Origin of the sequence: Sulfurimonas sp., assembly GCF_026991475.1 — a bacterium.
Lineage (GTDB): Bacteria > Campylobacterota > Campylobacteria > Campylobacterales > Sulfurimonadaceae > Sulfurimonas.
Genome location: NZ_JALXBK010000074.1, coordinates 1 through 11,443 on the forward strand (window position 1 = coordinate 1; position 11,443 = coordinate 11,443).

16 protein-coding genes are annotated in these 11,443 nt (G+C 34.5%); 10 read left to right on the plus strand and 6 right to left on the minus strand.

What is annotated here, in order from left to right:
* Both MV589_RS05985 and MV589_RS05990 read right to left on the minus strand, forming a co-directional pair.
* On the minus strand, positions 1–286 hold a 286-nt coding region (locus MV589_RS05985; RefSeq protein WP_297433020.1), incomplete at its 3' end, for a hypothetical protein.
* Positions 276–989 carry a precorrin-8X methylmutase gene (locus tag MV589_RS05990; protein WP_297433022.1) on the minus strand — a complete coding sequence of 238 codons (714 nt, stop codon included), beginning with the start codon at positions 987–989 and terminating at the stop codon, positions 276–278. The genes MV589_RS05990 and MV589_RS05985, both read right to left, overlap by 11 nt.
* A 49-nt stretch (positions 990–1,038) precedes the next feature.
* On the opposite strand from MV589_RS05990, the gene bluB reads away from it, so the two are divergent.
* Positions 1,039–1,680, plus strand: coding sequence for a 5,6-dimethylbenzimidazole synthase (bluB, locus tag MV589_RS05995; protein ID WP_297433024.1), 642 nt, complete (start codon positions 1,039–1,041; stop codon positions 1,678–1,680).
* Here bluB and MV589_RS06000 read toward each other — a convergent pair.
* Positions 1,656–2,921 (minus strand): cobyrinic acid a,c-diamide synthase CobB, encoded by a 1,266-nt coding sequence (locus MV589_RS06000; protein ID WP_297433026.1) that lies wholly within the window; start codon positions 2,919–2,921, stop codon positions 1,656–1,658. The genes bluB and MV589_RS06000 overlap by 25 nt on opposite strands.
* Positions 2,922–2,963: 42 nt before the next feature.
* Here MV589_RS06000 and MV589_RS06005 point away from each other — a divergent pair, with 42 nt between their 5' ends.
* The gene (locus tag MV589_RS06005) at positions 2,964–3,800 is read left to right on the plus strand and encodes a sirohydrochlorin cobaltochelatase (protein ID WP_297433028.1); all 837 of its coding nucleotides are present in this window, start codon (positions 2,964–2,966) and stop codon (positions 3,798–3,800) included.
* A gap of 29 nt (positions 3,801–3,829) precedes the next feature.
* Here the strand turns inward: MV589_RS06005 and MV589_RS06010 are convergent, their stop codons facing one another.
* Positions 3,830–4,507: an energy-coupling factor ABC transporter permease gene (locus MV589_RS06010; protein WP_297433030.1), complete on the minus strand. Its 678-nt coding sequence runs from the start codon at positions 4,505–4,507 to the stop codon at positions 3,830–3,832.
* Between the two features lie 207 nt (positions 4,508–4,714).
* Here MV589_RS06010 and MV589_RS06015 point away from each other — a divergent pair, with 207 nt between their 5' ends.
* From MV589_RS06015 to MV589_RS06050, 8 genes are all read left to right on the plus strand, one after another.
* Positions 4,715–5,140 (plus strand): hypothetical protein, encoded by a 426-nt coding sequence (locus MV589_RS06015; RefSeq protein ID WP_297433031.1) that lies wholly within the window; start codon positions 4,715–4,717, stop codon positions 5,138–5,140.
* Positions 5,141–5,935: a phosphotransferase gene (locus tag MV589_RS06020; protein WP_297433032.1), complete on the plus strand. Its 795-nt coding sequence runs from the start codon at positions 5,141–5,143 to the stop codon at positions 5,933–5,935.
* A gap of 34 nt (positions 5,936–5,969) precedes the next feature.
* Positions 5,970–6,812 (plus strand): metallophosphoesterase family protein, encoded by an 843-nt coding sequence (locus MV589_RS06025; protein WP_297433034.1) that lies wholly within the window; start codon positions 5,970–5,972, stop codon positions 6,810–6,812.
* Positions 6,809–7,021, plus strand: a complete 213-nt coding sequence (locus MV589_RS06030; protein WP_297433036.1) for a hypothetical protein — start codon at positions 6,809–6,811, stop codon at positions 7,019–7,021. Before MV589_RS06025 ends, MV589_RS06030 begins: the two co-directional genes overlap by 4 nt.
* Positions 7,018–8,025: a pyridoxal phosphate-dependent aminotransferase gene (locus MV589_RS06035; protein WP_297433038.1), complete on the plus strand. Its 1,008-nt coding sequence runs from the start codon at positions 7,018–7,020 to the stop codon at positions 8,023–8,025. Before MV589_RS06030 ends, MV589_RS06035 begins: the two co-directional genes overlap by 4 nt.
* Before the next feature lie 28 nt (positions 8,026–8,053).
* A complete protein-coding gene (locus MV589_RS06040) occupies positions 8,054–9,670 on the plus strand; it encodes an AAA family ATPase (protein WP_297433040.1) in 1,617 nt (538 codons plus the stop codon).
* Positions 9,667–10,533, plus strand: coding sequence for a hypothetical protein (locus MV589_RS06045; protein WP_297433042.1), 867 nt, complete (start codon positions 9,667–9,669; stop codon positions 10,531–10,533). Before MV589_RS06040 ends, MV589_RS06045 begins: the two co-directional genes overlap by 4 nt.
* 108 nt (positions 10,534–10,641) lie before the next feature.
* Entirely contained in the window at positions 10,642–10,857 is a 216-nt protein-coding gene (locus tag MV589_RS06050; protein ID WP_297433044.1) for a nucleotide-binding protein, read from the plus strand.
* Between the two features lie 9 nt (positions 10,858–10,866).
* Here MV589_RS06050 and MV589_RS06055 read toward each other — a convergent pair whose 3' ends face one another.
* Positions 10,867–11,205: a type II toxin-antitoxin system PemK/MazF family toxin gene (locus MV589_RS06055; RefSeq protein ID WP_297433046.1), complete on the minus strand. Its 339-nt coding sequence runs from the start codon at positions 11,203–11,205 to the stop codon at positions 10,867–10,869.
* A complete protein-coding gene (locus tag MV589_RS06060) occupies positions 11,195–11,422 on the minus strand; it encodes a ribbon-helix-helix domain-containing protein (RefSeq protein WP_297433048.1) in 228 nt (75 codons plus the stop codon). Before MV589_RS06060 ends, MV589_RS06055 begins: the two co-directional genes overlap by 11 nt.
* Positions 11,423–11,443 lie beyond the last annotated feature (21 nt).

Consider the following 11,443-nt stretch of genomic DNA (forward strand, 5'->3'; position numbering starts at 1 on the left):
TTATCTTAATGCGATTTTTACCTTTGTTCAGTCCCATCTCTTTTAATATTTCACGCAGATGTGTTGCTCGGTCATCTTTACCAGCTTTACCACAACGCTCATCATCACACAAAAGAAGCAGCGTTTTGTAGTGCATTATAGGGCGGTTTGGGTCATAATCTTTTGGCTTGCAGGTATATCCCTCAACCACTTCACTTCCCATCTCATTAAGACGTACTTCACCCTTTTTTACAGGGTTGCTGCCATATGTTGCGCTTGCATGTGAATTTGTCAGACTACTTGCCATTATATTTGCCTTGTCCTGTGTCAAAATCTTTTATAAGCTTATAGGCTGCGTGTAAAGAGGCAACTACCATTGTAGAAGCCCCATATCTGCCTTCCAAGATGATGCCCTCAGCCCCAAAATGCTCTAAAAACTTTTTGCCATACTCTTTAGACTCCACAACATTGACAAAGCCGACAGGAAAAAGAAGTAAAACGACATTGTCAAGGTTGATATTCTCTTTTATAAGGGTGTTAATGGCCGCATAGATAAATGTTGGTGCATTTCCACATGCAAGCACCATCGGTTCATCTTTAAACTTTTGTATTGCTAACTCTACTGCTGCATAAGAGCGTGTTGTAGAGTTTTTCTCTGCCATTTCAAATACTTCTGGTTCATTAACATAACAGATGACTTCATTTTCATATTTGTTAAGATAAAACTGACTTAAACCTGAGCGAATCATATTGGTATCAACAATTAACTTTGCCTTGTTTTGAAGTAAGTCTTTTAGCTTAATCATTGCGTTTTTACTAAAGTAAATGTTATTGATTACTTCATTAAAACAGGTTGTCGTGTGAATGAGTCTGTCTATGAGCGCTTGTTCATTTTCATCAAACTCATGATATTTAGGATATGAGACAATCTCAGACTCTATCATCTCAAAAGATTTTTCACTGATATCTGCACCTATATTACATGGGGGTTCTTCTATTTTAAAATTCATATTTTCTCTTATCTTTTTAGTAAGAGATTATAACACAGTATAATTTCGTATGAACTTTACAACAGATGATGCAGAGAAACTCTTAAAAATTATAAAAGCCAGACGTGATGTACGAGGGAATAGATTTATCTCTCAACCCATAGAAGATGAAAAACTTCAAATGATACTTGAAGCAGGTATATCTGCTCCTTCTGTAGGCTACTCACAACCTTGGAAGTTTATAGTTATTACAGATGCAAACACCAAAAATGAACTTGCACAAAATTTTGAACAAGAAAATGACAAAGCAAAAGAGATATTTCAAACAAAAGAACTCTACAAAAATCTCAAACTAGAGGGTATAAAAGAGGCACCCATAAACATCGCTGTACTTTATGAGCCAAAAGATGACGAGGTTCTTGGTATGACAAGCATGAAAAAGATGGGCGAGTACAGCGTGGTGTGTGCGGTGCAAAATATGTGGCTTATGGCAAGAGCATTAAATATCGGCATAGGCTGGGTAAGCATACTTGATGAGAAAAAAGTACTTAAGAGCTTACATGCAAAGAGAGATACACAACTTATCGCGTATCTCTGCGTGGGTTATGTAGATAAATTCTATGAAGAGAGTGAGCTTAAAACTCTTGGATGGGAGAGAGAAAAATTCTTAGAGGAGTGTGTTGTTTATCAAGATTCAAGTACAAAGGGATAAACACGCCACATCGTATGTAAATAGGTAGCAAAGATACCATTTTGTTTATACCCTCCCTCTTTGGCACTCTTTTTTGAAACTTTATAGAGCTTTATATCTGTTTTTGGTGCATCAACTATTTTTGAGTAATGAAAAGCGTGTCCTTTTATAAGCGTACCATCCAACTCACACTTGTAGTAACCAAGTCGCTCACGTTTGTTTGTTAGCTCAAATGTTATAGGTAAAATTCCACTCATCTCTTTTTCATCACATTTTTTTCCAAGGTAGATAAGCCCTGCGCATTCTGCATAGACTTTTTTTGTTTTAGCATGTTTTATAAGAGAGTCTCGAAATTTTTTGGAATTTGCAATTCTTGTATACGATTCTACTGTCTCTACATAGCCACCAGGGAGTATAACAAGCTCTGATTCATCAGGTACTATTTCATCTTTTGTAGCGTCAATAGTGACTACATTTTTATAAATCTCTTTGAGATACTCTAAATTATCATGATAGACAAAAGAGAAGTTTTTATCTTTTACGACTACACACAGCGCATCTTTTTGTACTCTTTTTTCAAAAGGATACTCACTCACACTCACATCGTCAATGCCCATAACGTCCTCTAACATCTCAAGCTCAATATGCTCTAAAACATCTTGACTTACAGCGTCCATAGCATCCCCATCAAGTTCTTTTAAATTGAGTCCCAAATGTGTACTACTTAGACTCTTTAAACCCTTTTGTATCCATCCACAAACACATATACCCGCCACCTCTTGCTCTAAATGTTTTTTTACCAACTCATAGTGCATTTTTGAAGAGACCCTGTTGAGTATCACAGCTTTGATGGTATTGTCATCTCTAAACTCTTTCATCCCCTTAAGCACTGCTGCAACAGTGATATAACTGCCACCTGCATCGAGAATGAGTAGCGACGGTAGTTTGAGTGTGCGTGCGACATCATAAGCACTTGCACCCTTGTCCATCCCATCGTAATAGCCCATGACGCCTTCAACTATTGCAACCTCTTTGTCCATATATCTATGAAATATCCATTGCAACTGCTCTTCATTCATCATATATCCATCAAGATTGACAGAGGGTGTTTGTGCAATTTTCTCATGAAACTGCGGGTCTATAAAATCGGGTCCACACTTAAAAGGGCGTACTTTAGTTTTATAATGGTGTAAAAGTGCCATACTTAGTAGGGTTTTTCCTTGATTTGATGCAATTGCAGAGACAACTAATGCTTTTTTCAACTTCTTATCCTATAATTTGTAAAAAATTAGATTGGTATTACTATGAAACGATATAGACATTATAACAAAGAGACGGCTATTATTCTCTCTTGTTTTGGTTCAGTTATAGAACAAGAAAAGTATTTAGCATTTGAGCAGTTTGTTCAAGAGAGTTTTCCACAAATTCCAGTTTTTACTGCGTTTAGCTCGAAGATGGTCATTAAAGAGCTTGCAAAAAAGGGTGAGGTCTATAAAAATCTCCCTCAAGTTATGGCAGATGTCGATATGGAGGGCTACAAACGCTACATTGTAGTAAGTGTCAATATTTTTCCGACAGATGAACATGAGGTACTTATTCGCATGGTTAAAGGCTTTCGTGAGTTCTCTTTGGCAAACATCAGATACACGGCTCCTCTGCTTTATAAAACAAAAGAGACATCAAACTATCTCAATTTTTTAGATGCAAAGATACGCCAAGAGAATGATGACATTATTAATCTCTACATTATTCATGGTGTACCTGTTTTAAATCTAGGCGGACTTGAAGCGGTAAACTACACTGCAAACTTTTTAAAGATGATAAACGAGAAAAACCTTGCTTGCTCTCTTGAGGGAGAGTTTCCATTTTTTGCCATCAAAGATGCGATTAAAAGAGATATACTCAAACTCACAAGTGGAGATAAAACGAAAAAGGTTCAAATTGTCCCTATGTTACTTGTAAGCGGTAATCATTATGACAAAGATATGAAAGAGATTTGTGAGGAAGTTGGCGAGTATTGTGATGCATCTATTGTCAAATCATTTACACAAGATAAGAAATTTAATCTTATAGAACAAGAGGAAGTAAGAGAGATTTTTAGAGCAAATATTGAAGTAGAGATAAAAAAACTGGGACTTTAAAAGTCCCTAGTTTTATTAAAGAATTTTCTTTATGCAGCGCAGAGTTTCTTGTCAAACAAGAACATACACTCATTTGTTTTACTGTAGGCTTTCACAGCTGCTAAAACTGCTACATCTACAATTGGTTCTAAGATAATTACAGACATATATGCTGCACCAAAAGTAAGTACATTGTGAATATTTTCAGCACCAAAACCTTGTCCATAAAGTGCCCAAAACGCAACCCATGCAACAATAGCGCCTTCCCAAACAACAGAGAGTTTTAAAAGCTGTGTATATGTTATATCTTTATACGCAACACCTTGAGGTATAACTTTTTTTGCTGCCATATTAAGCGCAAACATACTTGCAAGAAGTGTTGTTACATTGATGCCATATTGTGGTAAATCACTATGCTCAAAAAATAGTCCCTGTACTAACAATCCAAGAGCTAAACCAATAGACGCAGGAGCAATACCAAATACTAAAAATATAGTTGTACCTAAAATAAGATGCACTTCGCTCACACCTATTGCATAGTGAGGTAAGACCTCAAAACAGAAAAAGACTATCATCGCTGCGATAACACTTTTAAGTATCAATGATATTACACCATTCTCTTTCATATTATCATAAGCTACTTTTGCAGTAGCACCAAGGACTACAGCTGCAGTTCCATAACTTAGTATCATTTTTGCACCACTAACCACACCTGGTTCAATATGCATATATTTCCTTTTGTAAGTGAGTAATAACCCGTTACTCTACTTAAATTTTTTACTTTAAAAGATCTGGCTTACCATACTTCATAAAAAGATGGCTCACAGTTCCGGGAGAGCTCAGGATTTTCACCATGATTCTATTAAAGTTCTAAGCTAATTATAACATAAACTTTTACTGCTATAATTTTGAAAAACAGCAAAAAGGAAAAGCAGTTGGGATACACTCAATGGGTACAAAATCATGCCGAAAAACATAAAAAAATAGTAGAGAAACTCCTTGCACAAAATTATACAAAAGAGCAGATTATTGACTATTTTGATTTTGAAAATATGAAAGTTAAAGAAGAAGATTTTTGCCCACTTTACGCAAAAGATAAAAAGTGTCACGACATGGAAAAGCTAAACTGCTACCTATGCTCATGTCCCAACTTCCGTTTTAACGATGAAGGTATTAAAAAAATAGATGAGCGTACACAATTTAGCTACTGTAATATCGATTCAAAAGATGGTAGAGAGGGTGTATATGGAGACAAAATCCACCAAGACTGTTCCAGATGCAGCGTACCCCATCATGTAGAATATGTCAAAAAACATTTTGACCTTAAGTGGAGCAATATCATGCATGACTGCGCGCTCTAAATGGGTGTAAAAAGTCTGCTCTCACTTCAAGAAGCACAAGCACTTTTTCCAAATTTCTCTATAACAAACATAGAGGAGACAACACATGGTGTTATAGATACAACCTATATTACAGAGAAATATATTATTAAAAAGTATGAAAGGAGTATTGAAAAACGAGTAGAAGAAGATGCCAAACGTTTAGAACTCTTTTTTCATCATCAGCTTAATGTTCCCCGACTTCTTGCAAAGCGTAAAGATTGGTACCTCTATGAGCGTCTTGCAGGACAACCTCCAAGAAACATAAGTTACTACCATATTCAAGCCCTTGCCCGTTTTATGGCAAAACTCCACACCCTGAGTCAAACGCAGAAGAAACCCCCTAAATTTTTAGCACAGTATGACATTGAGACCTATTTACATTTTTTAAAAAAAGATTTTTTTCTCTACTACAAGATGCTTGCGCCACTTAAAACTCTTACACTCCCTTGTGAGGGCTTTATTCATGGAGATATTTTCAAAGACAATACACTCTTTAATAAAGAGAAAATAGCGGTCTTTGACTTTATTGATGGCGGTTGTGGCGCTTTTTCATTTGATGTAGCCGTTTCATTAATGGCTTTTAACTCTTACAATAAAGCATCTTTTACAAAACTTTTTTTACAAACATATAACCAACATACTCTTAAAAAAATTAAAAAACAAGAGTTACAAAAAGCACTCCATATAGCAACAAAATTCTATATGCTTCTACGCATTACAAACGAGAAAAAAACACGAAATGCACAAATGCTTTTAAAGCCATATATTAAATAATGGTATAATCACTCTATAAAAGTAGGAGTAGATTATGCAAAAAATATCAAGACGCGGATTTTTAAAAGGGGCGGTTGCAGCAGCAACACTGCCACTTGCGCTAAACGCAGCCAACAAGCAAAACGATACACTCAAGTTCATACATGTGACGGATTCACATATGGATTTAAGCAACCCTGATTCTGTAGAAGCAGTGGAGATTATGCGAGATTACATCAACACTAATCATAAAGATTTAGACTTTGTACTCTTTGGCGGTGACAACTTTAACAACAATGTCGCAGGCGATAAAGACGCAGTCAAATTCAAGACAATTGCAGATGGTCTTCATTGTCCCTACTTTAGCGTACGCGGCAACAAAGAATCCTCTCCAAAAGGTGATGATGAGATAAACCTTGCAGAGTTTCAAAAGATGTTCTGCTCAAACGTAGCACTCAAACTTCATGGCAAAGATTGGCTCTTAGAAGCAAAAGGGTACAACATTTTAGGGCTTGACAGTTGTATCGAGCATCAAAACAACGGTCGCTACACAGAGAAAACACTTGCCTTTGCAGAAGATGTGCTTAAATCAAACAAACCGACACTTATTCTCAACCATCACCCATACACAAACTACTGGGGTGGTACAGAAGAGAAAGATATTCACAAGTATGTACTCAACAACACCAAAGAGGCACAAAAACGTCTTTTCAAATATGACAATCTGTTGCTCACGCTCTCAGGACATAAGCACATTGATTCTGTTTCAGAGATTCAAGGCACAAAGGTCATTGTGACACGCGGTTTTATACGTCCAAAAGATCTAGATATGTATCCAATGCGTTATGTAGAAATCTCAAAGAATAACATTACAGAGAAACTTATATATACAGCATGAAAATAACAATCAACGACTACAATATGCAAAACCTCGAAGCCTTTAGTGAGCTGAAAAAAACTGACATCAGCACACTCATCAATGATGCGCTTGAGGAGTATTTTGCAAATGAACAGAAAAAACTGCTTGAGAAGAATCTCGCAGATGAAAATGCCATGACAAATCTCGACTTCAACGAATTTTGGGATGATGTGGAGATAGACGAATGATGCTCCACGGTGCAAACATCTACAAATACGCAAGAGAGCTAGACTGCGAACCAGAGGAGATACTCGACTTCTCCTCAAACATCAACTGCTACCAGCCAGAACAAGAACTCAATGTTCCAAACGCAGCAATAGTCAAATATGCCGACACAAACTACACAGCACTCAAAAACACCATCGCAAAAGAGTACCAAATAGATGTAAAATCCATAGCTCTTTACAACGGTGCAACTGCCGCCATCTATGCTCTGATGGATTCGCTCAAAGCAAAAAGTGTCTATCTCTACGCACCGCTTTATGGAGAGTACCAAAAAGCAGCGCTTAAAAGCAAAAAAGACATCTATAAAATCAACCGTATAGAGAATCTTGACGCAGAGGTAAAGGAGAAATCCATCATTGTTTTTGTCAACCCATCCACTCCAGAGGGAAGTTACTATGACCTTGATGAGCTCTTTTTGGAGTGGAAAAAGAAAAAGTGTACTATCATTTTAGATGAGAGTTTTATAGAGTTTGAAGGGCATAAATCACTGCGAAAACAGATACAAGACTACAAAAAGCTCTACATCATCCAATCTTTTTCAAAGTTCTACGCCTGTGCAGGTGTACGCATCGGTGCTGTTTTTACCAATAAAAAAAACATAGAAAAAATCACACCACCACTTTGGAATATCTCCTCACTAGATGCCGAATTTTTGCAAAAAAGGTTAAGTGATGCTGCGTTTAAACGCAGTGCATTAGAAGTGCACAAAGAGCAAAAACAGCAGCTGCAAAACATCCTCAAAAGCAGCAATATATTTGAGCAAATAGTAGAAAGTGATGCGAATTTCATCCTCGTACACACGCCAAATGCAGCAGAACTCTTTGAGCATCTCTTAGCGCATAAAATCCTTGTACGGACTTGTGGGAGTTTTGATTATTTGAGTGATGAATGGCTGCGTTTTGCTGTAAAAGATGCAGAAGCTCATAAGAAATTACAAGCTGCGTTTGAAAGCTTTACTAAGCTATAATAGTATAATTTAACTTTTTTGGACAATCGTGGAACTAATATATTTATGGGTTGAAAAGTATAAAAACATTAAAACACAAGGGTTTAATTTTTCACCTCGGTTTGAGTGTAGCTATGATGAAGCAACTCAAGAGCTGACTATTGATGAAAAAAAAGATTATGTGAATATTTTTCCTGAAAATATAAATATAACTGCTATTGTTGGGGAGAATGGGAGCGGGAAGAGTAGTATTTTAGAAGTACTAAAAAAAATATTAGATTATATTCCTTATACTGAATTGGGATATGGTTCTTCTGATAAACAAGAATATCCATTTTCTTTTATTATTGTTGTAAAGACTGGTGATAAAATTCAATATATTTCTAGTTTTTCTATTCATGCAAATATAGATAAAGCCAATATTTTAGGACATTATAATTATTATCTGTATTTAGCTGATGATCAAAAACCAATAAGTGAAGAATACAGAACAGATAAATTGACACACCATAGGTTTTCTCTTGATAATAGTGTAATAGCACAAATGCTCACAAGTCAATATGTAGCCAATATTGATTTTAAGCTAACTACATTTATGTATTTACCTACCAAGATTGAGATAAAACCAATAAAGTTGCATGAGCTCTTTGCCGAACTTATAGGGGATTATGAACAAGGGTTTGGTGTTTCAGACATTGACTTATCTCTTGATATGTCAGATAAGGAATTTGAAAGTGCTCGAAAAAATACAAGAAATCAATCATTTGCAAAAGCCGATGATTTAAATGAAATATTTATTCATACACAAGATAATTTTCATAAATATTTAATCATATGGTATATAAAAGAGTATGGGGACGATGATTATTATCAATTTGAAGATAAAGATTTTTTATCAAAAGAATACACTGCGCAAGTAAATTCAATAAATGAAAAAGAGTTTAATGAATACTTTAAAGAAAAAGAAAAAGAAATAAATACATTGACTAAAAGAGAAAAAGAAATATATTTTAATTATTGTAAAGACTTTTTTGAATTTGATTTTATAGATTTAGAAAATAGAAAATTTAATCATCTAAGTCATGGTGAACAAACTATATTTTCTCAGTTTTTAAATATATACTATTTTTCACTCTATGATAAAGAAAAAATCTTTTTATTTTTAATGGACGAACCAGATTTATCATTGCATCCCCAGTGGCAGAAGAAATATTTATTTGAATTATATAATCTATTAAATAGAATTAATTTTACTTTTAATATAATACTCACAACTCATTCTCCATTTATTCTCTCAGATTTGCCAAAAGAAAATATAAAATTTTTAAAGGGTGGCAAACAAACAGAGGTAAATATAGATACTTTTGGAGCGAATATCCATACCCTATTGTCTCATGGCTTTTTTATGCAAGATGGGCTTATGGGAGAGTTTGCGAAAGAGAAAATGAATGAAGTTATTAAAATCTTAAAACGAAAAAGAGTCTCTCAAAAAAATTTAGATTACTGTAAAAAAATTATCTCTATTATTGGAGAACCTATTTTAAAATCAACTCTTGAAAAAATGTTAGACGACAAATTACATACGAATGACACTGAACTTAAAAAACTTGAAAGAGAACAAAAAGAGATTCAAGAAAAAATAAATAAACTCAAAGACAATCAATGAAAAAAGTTGACTTGTCTAGTTTAAATTTAGAAGAGTATTTCACTTCAATCAATATTGAAAATATAAAAAATAAATTAAGTATTCCTAAATATAAAAAAATAACTGATAGATTAGAACTTTTAATAAAAGCAGATTTACCAACAATAAAAAAATATCTTAATATAGCAAATTATTACTCTTTAGAAGAAAAAAAAGAGATAGAAAAGGCTTTTAACTACTCTGCACATAGACAAAAAGAAAAGTTTATGAAGCATTTTAAAAAACTGAATCTAAAAAGTTGTCCATTTTGCAATAACAACTATATCTATTTTTATACAAAAGGCGATGGCAAGGCTAACACCTTAGCTACGCTAGAACACTATTATCCAAAAGCAAAATATCCACATCTCTCACTCTCTTTTTATAACCTCATACCCAGTTGTAGTATATGCAATAGCAAGTTTAAAGGGAACAAAGAGCAGGAAGGCAAAATTGTTCATCCATATTATGATGATTTTAATGAGAATGCAAAGTTTAGTATAAATGTAAACAGTTTAGATGTTAACAAAGATATAGAATTAGAGGTAAATTTAAACTCAATTGATGAGAAATGTAAAACTTCTATAGAGAGATTCCAATTAGAGAAAATTTACAAACAACATAATGATATAGCAAAAGAGATATGGAATAAAGCGCAAGCTTATAATGAAGATAGAATAAATGAACTTTATGAAAGTTTTTATAAAAATTTGGGGTACTCACAAGAGGATGTCAAAAACTTTGTTTTTTGTAGTTATTTGGATAAAAAAGATATACATAGGAAAAATCATACAAAACTGACACAAGATATTTTAAAACAATTTGGACTTATTACAAGGAGCTAGATTTACTATGAAAGAATTTGAACCTAAACTTTTTCCATTTTCACATACTTCTGGCTATGTTAAAAAAATACAAAACTGTTAACACAAGTACAAAAAGCAAAATAAAGAATGAAATCTTTAAGTATCTTCAGAACAAGCAGCGATTCTGGCAAATCAACACTGAGTTTTGCCATAACATACCTACTGCACAAACGCGGCATAAATGTCGCTCCCTTTAAAGCGCAAAATGTCTCGAACAACTCTCAAGTTACCGACCTAAATGCAGGGGAGATCGCCATACCTCAAGCCTTTGCGGCTGAATCAATTGGGCTTCAAACTGTTTGAAAGTTTTAACTAACTCAACACCTCATCGAGCAAACTTTTAATATAGTTCGTCTCTTGCAAAGAGAGGTGTGTGAGCTTTTCAATAAATCTGCTATTGTCAATAGAACGGATTTGTGCTATTAAGACATCAGAATCCTGCTGTAATTTATCTTGTGCTTTTACTCTATAACGCAATGGTTCTGCATCATCTATTAACTGCGTTGAAATGGGTAAAATCACAGAAGTAGGATATGCCCCTGCATTTAGCTCATCACTCTGTAAAACCAAAGCAGGACATACTTTACCTACCTCATTGTTTTTTTTTACAGGGTTGAGATTTACCAACCAAATATCTCCCCTAGAGACCATCACTCAAACCATCCTCTAACTCTTTATAGACTTTATAATCCTCTTTCATTGTTTTGCTCATTGCCTTTTGTAGGCGTGTCTTTTGATTCTTTTGCAAATCTTGGGCATAAAAGCGAATAGCCTCACGAATAACATCACTTTTCTTTTTATGAAAACGCTTAGATATGGAGTTGAGAAGCTCTTCAAGTTCATCATTAAGTCTGACTGTTGCTACCACTGGAGACTCCTTTTGTAGTTT

What these genes read in the sequence shown, in the direction of transcription:
- MV589_RS05990 (WP_297433022.1), bottom strand. Translation starts at nt 989, where the DNA reads ATGAATTTTAAAATAGAAGAACCCCCATGTAATATAGGTGCAGATATC.
- bluB (WP_297433024.1), top strand. Translation starts at nt 1,039, where the DNA reads ATGAACTTTACAACAGATGATGCAGAGAAACTCTTAAAAATTATAAAA.
- MV589_RS06005 (WP_297433028.1), top strand. Translation starts at nt 2,964, where the DNA reads ATGAAACGATATAGACATTATAACAAAGAGACGGCTATTATTCTCTCT.
- MV589_RS06010 (WP_297433030.1), bottom strand. Translation starts at nt 4,507, where the DNA reads ATGCATATTGAACCAGGTGTGGTTAGTGGTGCAAAAATGATACTAAGT.
- MV589_RS06020 (WP_297433032.1), top strand. Translation starts at nt 5,141, where the DNA reads ATGGGTGTAAAAAGTCTGCTCTCACTTCAAGAAGCACAAGCACTTTTT.
- MV589_RS06025 (WP_297433034.1), top strand. Translation starts at nt 5,970, where the DNA reads ATGCAAAAAATATCAAGACGCGGATTTTTAAAAGGGGCGGTTGCAGCA.
- MV589_RS06030 (WP_297433036.1), top strand. Translation starts at nt 6,809, where the DNA reads ATGAAAATAACAATCAACGACTACAATATGCAAAACCTCGAAGCCTTT.
- MV589_RS06035 (WP_297433038.1), top strand. Translation starts at nt 7,018, where the DNA reads ATGATGCTCCACGGTGCAAACATCTACAAATACGCAAGAGAGCTAGAC.
- MV589_RS06045 (WP_297433042.1), top strand. Translation starts at nt 9,667, where the DNA reads ATGAAAAAAGTTGACTTGTCTAGTTTAAATTTAGAAGAGTATTTCACT.
- MV589_RS06050 (WP_297433044.1), top strand. Translation starts at nt 10,642, where the DNA reads ATGAAATCTTTAAGTATCTTCAGAACAAGCAGCGATTCTGGCAAATCA.
- MV589_RS06055 (WP_297433046.1), bottom strand. Translation starts at nt 11,205, where the DNA reads ATGGTCTCTAGGGGAGATATTTGGTTGGTAAATCTCAACCCTGTAAAA.